The organism is Adlercreutzia caecimuris B7 (genome assembly GCF_000403355.2).
Lineage (GTDB): Bacteria > Actinomycetota > Coriobacteriia > Coriobacteriales > Eggerthellaceae > Adlercreutzia > Adlercreutzia caecimuris.
Genome location: NZ_KE159646.1, coordinates 2,367,988 through 2,383,780 on the forward strand (window position 1 = coordinate 2,367,988; position 15,793 = coordinate 2,383,780).

Below are 15,793 nucleotides of genomic sequence, written 5' to 3' on the forward strand. Positions count from 1 at the left end.
TCCCCGCTGCCCTGCATGCAAGGAAGAGATGACGGGCAGAAAATCGGTCGAAATTCCTGCATTGGGGCATCAGCAAGGCAAGATGACGAAGGAAAACGTGGTAAATGCAACTTGCACTGTTCAAGGATCGTACGACGAAGTGACTCGGTGCCTTAGGTGCAGCGAGGAGGTTTCTCGGCACAAGGTGAAGACGCCGGTCTCGTCAAATCATTCCTACGGCGCATGGGCCACTACGAAGGCGGCTACGTGCACGGCGGCGGGGACCCAGAAGCGCACGTGCTCGCGCAGCGGCGCTCACGTGGAGACGCGGGCGGTGGCGGCGCTTGGGCACAACTTTGGGGCGTGGCGCTCCAACGGTGATGCGCAGGTGAACGTCAATGGTACGGAGACCACTCGGTGCTCTCGCTGCACGGCGTCGAAGACGCGCGAGGCGGCGGGGAGTGCTTTGGCTCCGAAGGCGGGTCAAACGGTGGCCATCGGCGCGGCGTCCTACAAGGCGACGGGGGCGGCCACGGTGACCTATGCCGGGCCTGCCAATAAGAAAGCCGCTTCGGCGACAGTTCCCGCCACGGTTACCATCTCGGGTCGCGCGTACAAGGTGACCGCCATTGCCCCCAAGGCCTTCGCGGGCAACAAGTACCTCAAGTCGGTGAAAATCGGCGCGAACGTAAAGACCGTCCCCGCCTCCGCCTTCAAGGGCTGCACGAAGCTGACCTCGGTAAGCTTCGGTAACGGTATCGCCTCTCTCGGCAAGAATGCGTTCTATGGCTGCAAAGCGCTGAAGTCCGTCACGTTGGGCACGAAAGTCACCGCCATCGGCGACGGCGCATTCCAGAACTGCGCCAAGCTTACGAAGGTCACGGTGAAATCCACCAAGCTGTCCAAGGTCGGCAAAAACGCCTTCGCCGGCTGCAAGAAGCTCGGTACCATCACCCTTAAGACCACGAAGCTCAAGTCCGTTGGCAAGAACGCCTTCAAGGGCACCAAGTCGAAGATGACCGTGAAGGTGCCGAAGAAGAAGCTGAAGGCCTATCAGAAGCTCTGCAAGAACAAGGGATCGAAGACCGTGCGCGTGAAGAAGTAGTGGCTCGTCCCGCGCCCGCCGCGCCCGCGAGCGGTGTCAACAGGCGGGATCTTGCCGCCCGCGTGGATAGCGTCAGCGGGCGAACGCCTTCCGCGCCAATGATCCGCTTGCCATACCATGCGCAGGGGCCCGATGGAATGATCGGGCCCCTGTCGTTGGGGAGGGTATCCGGGGAACGCTCAGGTTGGCCTAGGCGCCGTAGTACTTCATGGCCTCCTGGGCGGCGATGCGGCCGGTCACGGTGCCCATGCACATGGAGGCACCGCTGACGGCATAGCGCATGTAGAACAGCTCGGCATTCGCAATGGTGCCGCCGGCGTAGAGGCCGGGGACGGGCTGACGGCCCTCGTCGAGCACCTCGGCCTTGGTGCTGATGGCCAGCTGGCCGAAGGAGTCGTTGGTGTTCGGCGTGATCTGAATCGCGTAGAACGGGGCCTGGGTCAGGGCCTGCAGGTCCTCGGGCTTCTTGTGGAAATCGGGATCCTCGCCCGCGGCGCACAGCTCATTGTAGTGCTCGATGGTCTTCACGAGGGGATACTGCGGCAGTTCGGCGGCTACGGCCAGCTCCTCAATGGTGTCGGCCGTGCTGGCCACGCCCTTCTCAACGGCCTTCTTGATGAGGTCCATCCGCTCGGCCGGCTGCTGGGAGTCGCAGATGATGGTGAACTCCTTGCGGCCGCTCTGCACGAAGGGCACGAAATAGTCGAACTGGCTTGTCATGGACTCGTTGGCGCAGCGGTAGCCCAGATCAGTCACGAAGACGCCGGTGTTCACCATGCGCAGCTGCGAGAGCTCGTCGTTCAGGGGCAGCGGATCGCGGCCCACCAGGTGGATCTGGGACAGGCCGCCCTTTAGCAGCGTGAGGGCCCCGGCCTCGCGGGCCATCTCGATGCCGTCGCCGGTGTTAGTGGGGGTGGAGAAGGTGTGCCAGCCCACGGTGCCTGGGGCGTACAGCTGCTTGGACCAATCCTCGCCGTCGAAGCCGCCGCAGGCCAGCATGACGGCCTTGGCAGAGATGGTATAGTCGGTGTCGCCCGAGCGCGCGATGACGCCGGCGGCCTTGCCGCCTTCCATGATGATCTGCAGGGCGCGAGTGTCCATCATCAGCTCGGCGCCGTTGGACTCGGCCACGCCGATCAGCGTGTCGATAATGCCCTTGCCGCCGTTGGTGGACACCATGGAGCGATCGGATACGCCATCGCCAGGCTTCTTGTCGAAGTCGCAGCCGAAGCCCACGAGCCAGTCCATGGCCGCGCCGCCGTTCTCGGCGACCATGCGGCAGATGTCCATATTGGCGTCGCCGTCGGACTGATCGAAGAGGAACTGGGCGATCTCCTCGGCCGTGCCGTACTCGGTGTAGCCCATGCTGTTCTGCTTCTCCGATCCGCAGCAGTAGAAGTTGCCCGTGCAGATGGATGAGTCGCCGCCGGTCATCGTCGAGTTCTTCTCAAGGATGACAACCTTGGCGCCGGCCAGGGACGCCTCTACCGCGCAGCTCATGCCGGCGATGCCGCTGCCGATGACGACGATGTCGGCCTCTTTGGACTCCTGGTTCTTCGCGGGCTTCGCCAGGGCGTCCTGCACCGTATCGGTCATAAGGTCGTCCCCGTCGGCATTGCCCGTGGTGGCCAAGTCGTCGCCACCCGCGTTTTGCGGAGCCGATGCGGCAGGCGCGGAGCCCTGGGGCGCGCACCCGGTCAGGCCGCTGCCGGCTACGACGGCCGCCGTGGCGCCCAGGCCAAACAGGAACGAGCGGCGCGACACAGCGCCGGGAGTCTTGGTGCAGTCGTTCAATTTCTCGGTAGTCATTGCTTCCTCCCTTTTTCGAGTTGTGCCGGACCCTCCTGTCCGGACGAATCGCATCATGGGGGAAGTCGCAACGGGCCGTCAGCCCCAAAAGGGGTGGTAAGCGTGTTTTTCGCCGCTCCATAGTGAACCCCTCCATTTTGGAGGGGCGGCTCGGAAGGGGCTATCGGCGCTCTCGGAAGAGCTCTACCCGGTCCAGCAAATCCTGCTTGTCCACCGACCCGCTCTTCTGATAGACATTGCGGATGTAGCCCTTGACCGTATTGGGGGACAACCCCAACTCGTCGGCGATATAGGTGCGCGTGCGTCCTTGGCACAGCAGCAGGAGCACTTCGCTCTCGCGGGCCGTCAGGGAGTGCTCGCGGGCAAAGCCCTCTACGGCATTCTCTGCCGCTTGGGTCGTCGGGACGGCGGCCGTTGCGGAATCGCCGGTATCTGCGCCCACGGATGCCCGCTGCTCGATGCGGTGGGCGAGGATGGGGTTCAGAGCGAGGATGAACAGCGATATGAGCGCAATGAGGGCGAGCGCCGTTTCGGGGCTGCCTTGGGAGAGCACAGCGGCACCGAACGCGACGCCGGCAATGACCAAGAGGCTTCCGACGCCCAGGGCGCAGCCGAGGTAGACCCACAGCGAGATGCGATCGCCGCGGCACAGTTGGCTCACGATGATGCGCACATTCATGCCCGAGAGGTAAAAGGCGGCGAAGATAAGAACCGAGGCAATGCCGTGAACCCAAGGCGTCGTGATGAACGGCAGGGCGATCAGAGCGCCGGCGACGACGGGAAAGAGGAGCCCGTAAAGGTCTGAGATCGGAACGATGCGCTTGCGGCCCAGCGAGGCTGCGAGGAAGATGAGCGCCGCCCCGATAATGCTCGCGGTGGCCTGAATCTCGATAACGGTGATGCTGTGGCTGGAGGTTTCCACCATTTGGCTCACGGCGCCGAAGACGAACGAGAACACGGCCAAGTAGGAAATGGCCTTGACGAGGTTAACGTTATCGGAGCGCGACGGGGCGTGTGAGGGCGGCTCGTCGGCAACGTTCGGCGTGCGTGTGAGGAGCGCCCCGGAGATCAGAACCGTGAGGAGAGCGAACGTGAGCTCGACCGGTCCTGTCGCGAGGAAGATGAAAGCGGCTGCGGTTCCACCCACCAGATAGGCGAGGGACACCATGCGGGGTAAAAGGGTGCCGTCGGCCTTCCCCATGGTCACGATCTTTTCCATCCATCCGAGCTCGGCGACGGCCAGCCCGAAGCCGATGCTGAGACCCGTGACAATGGCGTAGGACCAGCCGCCTTCGATGATGGAGAGATAGCGCAGCAGCATCAGCCCGTTGCCGAGGAGCACGGCGCCCAAGGCCACGACCAGCGAGGCGCGGGGCAGCGGCTTGCGGCCGACAAGGTGCCAAAGGGCAAGGGCGAGCATGGCGGCCGCGTAGGCGAGAAAGAACAGGGCGCCGAAGGAGTCGCCGGCCCCATGGGAGAGGCTCATTTCCCGCAAGAACGTGTTCGAGATCATCAAAGGGAAGGTGAGACCGCATATAATGCCGTAGCCGACCCCTCCGATAAGGAGCGCACGGCGGTTCCCCTCCCCGTTTGTTCGCGATGCGATATCCATAGGGGTGCATTATCGCATAAAACCACAGTCGACCCCGCTTTTGTCCGCGGGCCATTTCGGCCATGGTAAAGTTCGCGCCTCTGACTCAACGAGCGGCAACGCCTTCACGGCTCGTCTTCTCTAACGAGCCCGCAACAAAATGCGAAAGATGACGCGGAGGTATCGGTCGCGGTCCATAATGGAAACGATGCGAACTTAAGGAGTGTCGCCCTTAAAATGTGGGGCGCTCGTGTGTGGAACGGTGAGCGGGCCTATTAGCAGGAGGCAACCATGCTACGATGCCCCGCGCTTCAGGGGACGACTCGTTTGAAAGGACGACGACATGGATCGCAAGGAAATCGTGGCCGCGGCCGACGCCTACTGGGATGCCAATCGCGACGCCATTGTGGCGGATATCGCCAAGCTCGTGGAAATTCCCTCGACCGAGGACTTAGCCGCCGCCGCACCGGGCGCGCCCTATGGTCCCGGTCCCGCTGCTGCGTTGGCGAAGGCGCTGGAAATCGCCGAGGGTATGGGCATGACCGCCACCAACTGCGAGGGCCATATCGGCTTTGCCGACCTGCCCGGTGAGACCGACACACAGCTCGGCATCATCGGACATATGGACGTGGTTCCCGCGGGTCCCGGCTGGACCTTCGAACCCTTCAAGGTGACCGAGAAGGACGGCTTCCTCATGGGCCGCGGCTGCCTGGACGACAAGGGCCCCTCGGTGGTGGCCTTGCACGCGGTGAAGTGCCTAGCGAGGTTGGATGTGCCGCGCCCCTACACCATGCGCTTCATCTTCGGCGCCAACGAGGAAACGGGCATGCGCGACGTGGCCTGGTACCTTGAGAACTACGAGAGCCCGGCGTTCATCTTCACGCCCGATGCCGACTTCCCCGTATGCTACGGCGAGAAGGGCGGCTACGACGGGCGCATCACGAGCGCTCCCATTGCCGACCCGGTGATTCTGGACATCTCTGGTGGCGTGGTCACCAACGCGGTGCCGGGCGAGGCCTGGGCTGTGGTACGCGCCGACGCATCCGCCCTGCCCGCAGCCGAGCGCATCACCGTGGAAGACGCCGGCAACGGCACCGCCCGCATCGATGCGGCAGGCGTGAACGCGCACGCGGCCTGGCCCGAGCGCGGCATCTCCGCCATCATGCTGCTGGCCGACTATCTGCTGGAAAACGGCCTCGTAAACCAGCAGGAGCGCGAGTTCATGGAACTGGTGCGCAGCCTGGTTTCCGACACCACGGGCGCCGGTGTGGGCATCGCCACGGCCGATGAGTACTTCGGTCCGCTGACCGTGGTGGGCGGCACCATCCGCAAGGAGGGCGACCGCCTCGTGCAGACCATGGACAGCCGCTGGCCCACGTCCATTACGGCCGACGAGATCACCGCGGCGCTCACGAAGCTGACCGACGCCATTGGCGCCACCTTCGAGAACACCCTGCTCATGGTGCCGTTCTTGGTGAAGCCCGAGGATCCCGAGATCCAGGTGCTGCAGGACGCCTTCCAGTTCGTGACGGGCGATACCGAGCATAAGCCCTTCACTATCGGCGGCGGTACCTACGCCCGCGAGTTCAAGAAGGGCGCGTCTTTTGGCATCAACATGCCCTGGATCGAGAACCCCCAGTGGGTCGGTGGCGAGCACGGGCCCGACGAGGGCGTGAGCGAGGAGCTGCTGAAGACCTCCTTCGAGATTTACGTGCTGGCACTCGCCGAGCTGCAGGAGCTCGATATCGCCTAGCGCTACGGCTCGCAGAGACCCGCATCGGCGCTCACGGGGCGGCTTCGGCTACGGCTGGGGCCGCTCCTCTCATAAGAATTTCCAATCCAGCATCTGGAAATAACCCGTGGTTTATTCTTGGGTTGGGATGACGGCCCGTCAGCTGTGCTATAGAATGAGCAGGAATTTTAAACCGAGGGTTCATATTTGGAGGATACCGTGCTTAACGCGATTATCGTTGACGACGAGGCGCCTGCCCGTTCCGAACTGCGCTTCCTCCTCGATGAGGTTGGCGGGGTCGAGGTGACGGCTGAAGCCGCCAACGTGCGCGAGGCGATTGAGAAGCTGAAGGAATACCCCTGCGACGTCATGTTTATGGACGTGAACATGCCCGAGGCCACTGGTCTGCAGCTGGCCGAGGCCCTGCAGCATCTGAAATTCCCGCCGGCGGTGGTGTTCGTAACTGCCTATTCCGAGCATGCGCTCGACGCCTTCAAGGTCAGTGCCATCGATTATCTGGTAAAGCCTGTGGAAACCGAGCGTCTGTCCCAGGCCATCGCCCGCGTGCGCGAGCATGTGGCCCTGCACATGCAGGCCCACAAGTCCGAGCGTATTCCCGTGGAGAAGGGCGGCAAGAAGATCCTCATCGGCATCGACAAGATCCGCTTCGTCATGGCGCGCGATGATTACGCGTACCTGCAGACCGACACCGACCGCTACTTCAGCACCGTCAGCCTTGCCCAGCTGGAGAAGCGCCTCGATGGTCATGGGTTCTTCCGCGTGCACCGCGGCTACTTGGTGAACCTGTCCATGGTGGAGGAGATCGAGTCGGTTTCCGGCGGCACGCTGCTGCTCACCCTGAACGGCGTGGAGGAGAAAATCCCCGTGTCCCGCCGCCGCGTGAGCTCGCTGAAGAAGGCGCTCAACCTTTAGAGGCGTTTCTGACCCAATTATGCAAGAGCCTCCGCTGCGCGGGGGCTCGTTTGCAATTCTGCTGGCTGGCGAATTGACCTGAGAGAAGAGGAGCGTCATGCTCACCGCAGACATCGAGAAAACGTACCCCGCGGCGAAGACCCTGGTGAAGGCCCGGGCGGCCAGCCGCATCCACGCGAAGGACGCCACGCTCTACGAGTTCTCCGACGAGGCGCGGGCGTGCGCGGCCGGCTACATGGGCTGGACCGACCTGGCCACCGATCCCAAGTGCGACCTGGAGGCCGTGCGCGCCTTCGCCGACGAGGCCGTGGAGGCGGGCATCGACACCATCCTGCTCATCGGCCAGGGCGGCTCCACCCAGGCCCCCATGACCATCACCAAGTACAACAAGCACGACTCCAACCGCGTGAAGTTCCGCACGCTGGACTCCGACTCGCCGGTGCGCGTGCGCGAGATGCTCACCATGTGCGACCCCCGCCGCACCCTCGTGGTCATCTCGTCGAAGAGCGGCGGCACCATCGAGCCGCGCATGCTGCTGGAGGCCGTGCGCGCCTCCTTCGAGAGGGAGCTGGGCGACCATGTGGCGCGCCACCTGGTGGCCATCACCGACCCGGGCAGCGACTTGGAGGCCCAGGCCCGCGCCGAGGGCTGGCGCGCGGTCTTCCCCGGCGAGCCCACCGTGGGCGGCCGCTTCTCGGCCCTGTCGGTGTTCGGCCTGGTGCCGGCGGCGCTCGCCGGCATCGACCTGGAGGCGTTCATGGCCCACGCGCGCCAGGCCGAGGAGGCCTGCTCCGAGGACGCCATCGACAACCCGGCCATAGGGCTGGCGGCCTTCCTCTACGACAACTACTGCAGGGGCCGCAACAAGTTCTCGTTCCTCACCCCCAAGCGCGGGCGCGTGCTGGGGCTGTGGATCGAGCAGCTGGTGGCCGAGTCGCTCGGCAAGGAGGGGCAGGGCGTGCTCCCGAACATCGAGATCGACCCGCTGCTGCTCACCGAGGACCCGGGCGACCGCACGGTCATCATGTACCAGACCCAGACCGACCTGTGGGACGAGCGCCGCAACTTCGAGATGAGCCTGGCCTACATCGACCCGGCCATCCCGCGCCTGAGCTACCGCATCGACACGGTGGAGGAGCTCGCGGAGCACTTCGTCATGTGGGAGTACGCCATCGCCATGTGCGGCTACCTCATGGGCGTGTGCCCCTTCGACCAGCCCGACGTGGCCGCGGCCAAGGCCGAGGTGCTGGGCATCCTCGAGAACGGCGAGCCCGCGCCCGCCTTCGACGAGGTGTTCACCGAGCGCGTGGACATGGGCCGGGCGGAGGTGAGCCTCGCCCCCGTGTTCGAGGGCTGCGAGGACCTGCACGAGGCGCTCTACGCGCTGCTGTCCTCCATCCAGCCGGGCGACTTCTTCGCGCTGAACGCCTTCCTCCCCTTCACGGGCGAGGGGCGCCGCGAGGCCATCGAGCAGATCCGCCACGGCGTGGCCGAGTCCTTCGGCGTATCGTCGTGTTTGGAGGTGGGGCCGCGCTACTTGCACTCCACCGGCCAGCTGCAGAAGGGCGGCCCGAACATGGGCGTGTTCCTGATACTCTCGGCCGACGAGCTGAAGGACATCCCGCTGCCCGAGGGCTGCCCGGCGGAGAGCCTCGGCCAGCTGGCGAAGGCCCAGGCCGCCGGCGACCTGGCGACGCTCGCCAAGCGCGGCCGGCGCTGCGTGCACCTGCACCTGCCCGACAACTCGAGCGTGACCCTGCGCCTTCTAGCCCAGGTGGTGGACGACGTGATCGCCGACATCCTCACCGACCGAGCGCTCGCCGAGGCGGCCGCCCTGGCCGAGGACGAGGAGCTGGCCGAGGCCACGGTGGTGGTGGAGGCGGCCGAGGCGAGCGAGGCCGCCGTGGAGACTGAGTTCGCCGTGGAGCCCGAGCCGGTTCAGGCGGAGGCAGAAGTCGCGGAGGTTCCGGTCGAGGAAGGTGGCTCGCCCGAGGCGTAGGACGCCTCTCACTCGCCCTTAACATAACAATTCGGCCTGATAGACCGCGCGCGATTTGGTTGAAAGTCGCGTTGTATTACACTACACTTGCGCGCACGGACGAGCGGACTGCTTCTTTCGTAGAAGGGAGCAGCTATGTACGTGAGCTGGATGGAACTTCTGACGTTTTGTTTGGTTATCGTAGCGGTGATCGAGTTGACCGTGCGCTTGCGGCAGTAGACGCAGCGGGCGGCAATGAAAAAGCCGCCCCTCGCATAGGAAGAACGGCTCTTCATCACATTAATCAGGATAATGTGAAGCAGTCGTGCCCGGTTGCAGCGGGCTTTCCGCTTGTCCGTAGTATATCGCGCAGTAACGCGCAAAGCAAGGGAGCAGCTCATGATCGACGCGGTTGACATTCATGTGAAGGGCATCGTGCAGGGGGTGGGTTTCCGCCCCTTCGTCTATCGGATGGCGAAGAAGTACCTCATCAACGGCTGGGTGCTGAACGCAGCTGATGGAGTGTACATCCACGCCGAGGGCGAGAGCAAGCTGGTGGACGAGTTCATCATGGAGCTGTCCGACAACGCGCCGGCTGCCTCGAAGGTGGAGGAGATCGACATCAAGGAAGTGCCTCTGGAGGATTTCGACTCCTTCGAGATTCGCTTCTCCGACGACGAGGCCGTGGCCGAGACGACCCTGGTGTCGCCCGAGCTGGCCACCTGCGCCGATTGCGTGGCCGAGCTCTTCAACCCGAATGACCGCCGCTACCGCTACCCGTTCATCAACTGCACGAACTGCGGGCCGCGCTTCACCATCATCGATCATTTGCCCTACGACCGCGCCGCCACCTCCATGGCGGCCTTCCCCATGTGCGAGCGCTGCTCCGCCGAGTATGCCGACCCGCTCGACCGGCGCTTCCACGCCCAGCCCGACGCCTGCTTCGAGTGCGGGCCGTCGGTTACCTGGCGGGTAGGAGCGGACGGCACGGAGAGCGTGGGCAAGACCCGCGAGGAATCCGATGCCATTTTCGCAGCGGCGGTGGAGATGCTGCTGGCGGGGAAGATCCTGGCGGTGAAGGGTCTGGGAGGCTTCCATCTGGTGTGCGATGCGAACAATGCCGGTGCGGTGACCGAGTTGCGCCGCCGCAAGCGCCGCGACGGGAAGGCCTTGGCCGTGATGTCCCAGGGCATGGGCGATGTGCGGGCGCTCTGCCAGGCGGGCGAGGAAGAGGAGGCGGTGCTCACGGGTTCTGCCCGACCCATCGTGTTGCTGCGCAAGCGACCCGACGGGGCCATCGGCGAAGGCGTGGCCGACGGGCTATCGGAGTTGGGGGTCATGCTTCCCTACACGCCGGTGCAGCACCTGCTCATGCACGACTTCGCAGCGGCCTGGTATGCGACGCATCCCGAGGAGGCCGAGGCGGGCGACGTGCCGGGGCGGCAGGTGCCGCTTTTGGTAATGACCTCGGGAAACGTGCATGACGAGCCCATCTGCATCGCCGATGAGGAAGCTCGTGAGAAGCTGGCCGGCATCGCCGATGCGTTCTTGGGCAACAACCGCCCTATTCTCACACGCTTCGATGACTCGGTGGTGCGGCTTATCCGTGTGGGCGAAACCCCCGAGGGAGCGCCGGAGCTCGCGGTGCAGTTCCTGCGCCGTGCCCGGGGGTTCGCCCCCGTGCCGCTATCGACGGCAGCTACGGTGACGGCGGCGTCCGAGAACGAGGCGGCTCAAGGGACGGCGACCGGAAGCGGCGCCGCATCTGAGGCGGCGGCCGACAGCGCCGAGCGTCCTGGTGTGGGCATCGTCTTCGCGACGGGCCCCGAGCAGAAGAATACCTTCACGCTCCTGCGCGGCACCGACGGCTTCGTGTCCCAGCATATCGGCGACGTGGAAAACGCCGACACCTACGACGCGTGGCTGGCCACCAAGGACCGCTTCGAGAGCCTGTTCGAAATGAAGCCCGCGGCCGTGGCTTGCGACCTGCATCCCGAGTACCTGACGAGCAAGTGGGCTCACCACCAGGATCTTCCCGTGACTGAGGTGCAGCATCACCATGCCCATATCGTGTCGGTCATGGCCGAGCACGGCTTGGCCGATGCGGTCTGCGGCATCGCCTTCGACGGCACGGGCTACGGCGCAGATGGCGCCATCTGGGGAGGCGAGGTGCTGCTCGCGAACCGCACCGACTTCGAGCGCTTCGCCAATTTTGCCTATGTGCCCATGCCCGGCGGTGCGGCGGCTATCAAGCATCCGCTGCGCATGGCCTACGGTGTGCTGTGGGCCTACGATCTACTGGACCATCCGGCGGCCGTTGAGGCCTTGGCGCCCCTCGGCGAGGAAGCCGAGGTGTGCGATACCATGATCGAGCGCGGCTTGAACACGCCCATGACCTCCTCCGTCGGCCGCCTGTTCGATGCCGCAAGCGCGCTGCTCGGCATCTGCACCGCCCCGAGTTACGAGGGCGAGGGGGCTATTCTGCTGGAAGCGGCTATGGAGGTTGCTGGGGCCGATGTTCCCGGCGCTGCCGCAGGCGAGGAGGCGGCCGGCGTGGCCGGCGAGGACGAGCTGGCGACCCGCGAGCGCTATGCGGTGACGGCCCAGAAGAACGTCGCTACCGAGACGAGCACCGCTGAGGACACCTCGGTGCTCCTGCTGGATGCCGAGCCCACGTTCCGCGCCTTGCTGGACGATGTGGCGGCAGGTGTTCCCGCATCGATAATAGCGCGACGCTTTCACGACGCCATGGTGAGCGCCATCGTGATGGCTGCCGAGCTGGTGCGGGCGCTGTACGGCATTTCGACGGTGGTGTTGTCGGGCGGCGTGTTCATGAACCGCTACCTGGTGGAGCATGTGCTGCCGGCTCTAGCTGAGGCGGGCTTCACCGCCGCCATCAACCGCGATCTGCCTCCCAACGACGGCTGCATCAGCTTCGGCCAGGCCGCCGTGGCCTCCGCCCGTTCGGAGGAATAGGCGGGCTAGCCGAATCGGGGCTGACTTTGCGGGCGGAACCTGCGACAATGGGCGCGAGAAACAGAACTGATTGGAGCAGCCTATGTGTTTGGCAATTCCCGCTAAGGTGGCGAAGCTCGAAGAGGGCAATCTGGCCACCGTCGATATCCTGGGCGTGACTCGCGAGATTTCCGTAGACCTGACGCCCCAGGCCCATGTGGGTGACTACGTGCTCGTGCACGCCGGGTTCGCCATCGAAGTGGTGGACGAGCAGTTTGCCCTTGAGACTATCGAGCTGGTGAAGCAGTTCCCCGATTTGGCCGACCTAGATGAGGCGCCGGCTTTAGCGTAAAGTGCAAATTACCTGTTGATTGGGGTTGTGTATTACACTACACTGGCCCCACGGACGAGCGGACTGCTTCCTTCGGAGGAAGGAGCAGCTATGTACGTGAGCTGGATGGAACTCTTAACGTTTTGTTTGGTTATCGTAGCGGTGATTGAGTTGGCGCTCCGTTTGCGGCAGTAGCCGTGCGGGCGGCAATGAAAAAGCCGCCCCCTGCATAGAGGACGGCTCTTCATCACATTAGTAACGGTAATGTGAAGCAGTCGTGCCCGCTGCACCGGGCTTTCCGCTTGTCCGCATTGTACACCCCTGAAGGAGTGGTTGCAAGAATGGATCATATGCAAGAAGAGCTGAAGGCATTCAAGGATCCGGCCCTGGCGCGGGGGCTCATTGAGTCCATTCAGACTTTGGCGCCGGAGTCGGCGACGCTGATGGAGGTGTGCGGCACCCATACGGTGGCCATTGCCCGCAACGGCATTCGCGGCCTCATGCCGGAAGGGGTGCGTCTGGCCTCGGGGCCGGGGTGCCCCGTGTGCGTGACGAGCAATCACGACATCGACAAGGTGATTGCCCTTGCCCGTGTACCCGAGGTGACCATCGCCACCTTCGGCGACATGACGCGCGTGCCTGGCTCCTCTTCCAGCCTGCTGGCCGAGCAGGCGGCCGGCCGCGCCGTGGAGATCGTCTACTCGCCGCTCGACGCGCTGCGCCTGGCCCAGGAAAACCCCGACAAGCAGATCGTCTTCGTGGGAGTGGGCTTCGAGACCACCACCCCGCTCGTGGCCATGGCCATCAAGCGCGCGAAGGCCGCGGAGCTGAAGAACTTCACCGTGTACGGGGCGCACAAGAACATGCCCGGCGCGCTGGAGGTCATCATCAACGATCCTTCGCTGAAGCTGGACGCGCTCATTCTGCCGGGGCATGTGTCTACCATCATCGGTGCGGAACCCTATCGCTTCCTGGCCGAGAAGTACGGCATTCCCGGCGTCATCACCGGTTTCGAGCCAGTGGACGTGCTCCAGGGCATCGCCATGATCATGCGCCAGCTGCACGAGGGGCGCGCCGAGATTGAGATTGCCTATGCCCGCGGCGTAATGCCCGAGGGCAACCCGGTGGCGCTCGCTGCCATCGACGAGGTGTTCGAGACCTGCGCGGCCACCTGGCGCGGCTTGGGCGAGATTCCCGGCAGCGGTTACCGCATCCGCGACGAGTTCGCCGAGTTCGATGCCATGCGGTGCTTCCAGCCCGAGGTGGAGCCGGTGCGCGAGCACGCTGGCTGCCGCTGCGGCGACGTGCTGCGCGGCATCATGGCCCCCAACCAGTGCCCGCTCTTCCGCACGGTGTGCACCCCGGAAAACCCCGTCGGCCCCTGCATGGTCTCAAGCGAGGGCAGCTGCGCGGCCTATTATCGGTATTATTAGACAAGCTCCTCGTCCGGAAAATCACAAATGAAAAATTCGGATTTTCTCAAGTGGAAAATTCGGAAAATCTAAAATGAAATGTTCGGATTTTCTTAAGTCACGGGGGAAATACCAGGTAGATGATCTATAATCATACCATTATCGATAACGCTGAAAGAGGATGCCATGACTGGTGATCTTCCTCCTCGCGATGAGTATATTCCTCGCATCGTGGACGCGCAGGTGCAACGCTATCTCGAGGTTTTCGGCGCGGTGGAAGTGGCGGGAACTAAGTGGTGCGGCAAAACATGGACGGCTTGCCGTCATGGTGAAAGCGTGAGTTATGTGGATCAGGCGCTTGCGTTGGCCCAGTCCGATCCTCAGGCGATGCTGGCGGGCAAGCGGCCCCACGTTATTGACGAATGGCAGTTGGCTCCGCTTATTTGGAATGCCGTGCGTCATGCGGTCGACCGCCAGCGAGGCTTGAGAGGCGCATGGCTGCTCACGGGCTCATCCACTCCTTTCAAAAAGGACGACGAGCGGGCTCGCGCCCTTCACAGTGGAGCGGGTCGGATCGGTCGCATTCGCATGCGCCCCATGACGCTCGCCGAGTCGGGCGATTCTACGGCGGCAATCTCTCTGGCGGCGCTCTTCGAAGGGGAATTCTCCCATGCGACAGTGCCCGGCGATGCGGCGTCTTTGGCTGCTGCGGTGTGTCGTGGCGGATGGCCCGAAGCTCTTGACCTCACTCCGTCCCAGGCGCAGCTAACGGCGCGTGAATACCTCAACCTCATCTTCGATGAAAGCGTGCCGCGCCACGGCAAAGATGGGGAGGCGGCCCGAAGAATCGCGCTTTCACTGGCGAGAAATTTGGGGCAGGCAGCCACCTATAAGACGATTCTGTCCGATATATCCGGCGGCGATGAGCCCCTTATGACTACGACGACACTTGCAACCTACCTGGATTTGCTCAAGAGCCTGTACTTCGTGGAGGAAGTTCCCGGATGGGTGCCGGAGAAACGTTCGCCTAAGCGGCTGTCGGTAAAGCCGAAGCGCTATTTGGCCGATCCATCGTTGGCAGTGGCGTTGCTTGGCATGAACGAGCAGGCGCTTCTCGATGATTGGCAGACTTTCGGTCTCGTATTCGAGAACCTCTGCATGCGAGATCTCATGGTATATGCCGGAGCGCATCCCGATATCTCAGCTGTTCCCGTGCGATATTATCGTGACGACAGCGGCTTGGAAGCTGACGCTGTTGTGGAATTGGCGGATGGCCGATGGGCGGCTTTCGAATTCAAGCTCGGGGCAGCCAAAACCGATCAGGGCGTGGCCTCGTTGCGACGCCTTCGCGAGAAGGTGACCGCTAACGAAAAGGCTCGCACACGGCCGCCTGCGTTCATGGCCGTTGTTACGGGAACAGGTGAGTACGCCTATCAACCTGAAGAGGGCATCTACGTGATTCCACTGCGAGCTTTAGGGGCCTAGACGCTATGGCGTCCCATTACATGTACGTGCTGGAATGCGCGGATGGCTCGCTGTACACGGGTTATGCGGTGGATGTGCAGGCGCGGCTCGCGGTGCACAATGCGGGCAAGGGCGCGAAGTACACCCGGGCTCGGCTGCCCGTGAGCCTGCTTGCCTATGCGGAGTTTTCCACCAAGCACGATGCCATGCATGCGGAATACGCCTTCAAGCAGCTGTCCCGCAACGAGAAGGACGCCCTGCTGGCTGTCGCCTCCCATTCCTCCTTCGAGGAGGCGCTGGAAGAGTTGCTCGGTTAGGGAAGGCTGCTCGCGGGATCTTCATCTGGTGCTGGCTGTCGGAAGGCTGTCTAATAGTTGAGGCCGAAGGCCCACAGTGGCACAACGTTGGCAAAGCTGTTGTAATGCGGCTGGGGCATCAGTGCTCGGAAACGGCAGCTGCACTCATTGAGTGCAGGTCGCCTTTTAACTCTTTTAGGTTGCTTTA

The 15,793-nt window shown here is 63.6% G+C and carries 11 protein-coding genes; 9 read left to right on the top strand and 2 right to left on the bottom strand.

The features are described 5' to 3' along the window. Positions 1 to 139: 139 nt before the first annotated feature. The gene (locus tag C811_RS17120; RefSeq protein ID WP_244874327.1) at positions 140 to 1,084 is read left to right on the top strand and encodes a leucine-rich repeat domain-containing protein; all 945 of its coding nucleotides are present in this window, start codon (positions 140 to 142) and stop codon (positions 1,082 to 1,084) included. Positions 1,085 to 1,273: 189 nt separating this feature from the next. Here C811_RS17120 and C811_RS13575 read toward each other — a convergent pair whose 3' ends face one another. Together C811_RS13575 and C811_RS13580 are read right to left on the bottom strand one after the other, a co-directional pair. After that, positions 1,274 to 2,893 (bottom strand): FAD-dependent oxidoreductase, encoded by a 1,620-nt coding sequence (locus tag C811_RS13575; protein ID WP_016310244.1) that lies wholly within the window; start codon positions 2,891 to 2,893, stop codon positions 1,274 to 1,276. Between the two features lie 160 nt (positions 2,894 to 3,053). Next, positions 3,054 to 4,505, bottom strand: a complete 1,452-nt coding sequence (locus C811_RS13580; protein WP_016310245.1) for a helix-turn-helix transcriptional regulator — start codon at positions 4,503 to 4,505, stop codon at positions 3,054 to 3,056. 322 nt (positions 4,506 to 4,827) lie between these two features. Here C811_RS13580 and C811_RS13585 point away from each other — a divergent pair, with 322 nt between their 5' ends. The 8 genes from C811_RS13585 to C811_RS13620 all read left to right on the top strand — a co-directional run bounded on the left by C811_RS13585 (position 4,828) and on the right by C811_RS13620 (position 15,606). After that, positions 4,828 to 6,237: a Sapep family Mn(2+)-dependent dipeptidase gene (locus tag C811_RS13585; protein ID WP_016310246.1), complete on the top strand. Its 1,410-nt coding sequence runs from the start codon at positions 4,828 to 4,830 to the stop codon at positions 6,235 to 6,237. Positions 6,238 to 6,435: 198 nt separating this feature from the next. Continuing rightward, positions 6,436 to 7,149: a LytR/AlgR family response regulator transcription factor gene (locus tag C811_RS13590; RefSeq protein WP_016310247.1), complete on the top strand. Its 714-nt coding sequence runs from the start codon at positions 6,436 to 6,438 to the stop codon at positions 7,147 to 7,149. Positions 7,150 to 7,246: 97 nt separating this feature from the next. Beyond that, positions 7,247 to 9,148 (top strand): glucose-6-phosphate isomerase, encoded by a 1,902-nt coding sequence (locus C811_RS13595; protein ID WP_016310248.1) that lies wholly within the window; start codon positions 7,247 to 7,249, stop codon positions 9,146 to 9,148. 378 nt (positions 9,149 to 9,526) lie between these two features. Beyond that, entirely contained in the window at positions 9,527 to 12,103 is a 2,577-nt protein-coding gene (locus C811_RS13600; RefSeq protein WP_016310249.1) for a carbamoyltransferase HypF, read from the top strand. Positions 12,104 to 12,185: 82 nt separating this feature from the next. Continuing rightward, the gene (locus tag C811_RS13605) at positions 12,186 to 12,434 is read left to right on the top strand and encodes a HypC/HybG/HupF family hydrogenase formation chaperone (RefSeq protein ID WP_016310250.1); all 249 of its coding nucleotides are present in this window, start codon (positions 12,186 to 12,188) and stop codon (positions 12,432 to 12,434) included. Between the two features lie 320 nt (positions 12,435 to 12,754). Further along, on the top strand, positions 12,755 to 13,846 hold the full coding sequence (gene hypD / locus C811_RS13610; RefSeq protein WP_016310251.1) for a hydrogenase formation protein HypD: 1,092 nt from the start codon (positions 12,755 to 12,757) through the stop codon (positions 13,844 to 13,846). Between the two features lie 165 nt (positions 13,847 to 14,011). Continuing rightward, complete coding sequence (locus C811_RS13615) at positions 14,012 to 15,310, top strand: ATP-binding protein (protein WP_016310252.1); 1,299 nt, start codon at positions 14,012 to 14,014, stop codon at positions 15,308 to 15,310. Positions 15,311 to 15,315: 5 nt separating this feature from the next. Then, the gene (locus C811_RS13620; protein WP_016310253.1) at positions 15,316 to 15,606 is read left to right on the top strand and encodes a GIY-YIG nuclease family protein; all 291 of its coding nucleotides are present in this window, start codon (positions 15,316 to 15,318) and stop codon (positions 15,604 to 15,606) included. Positions 15,607 to 15,793 lie beyond the last annotated feature (187 nt).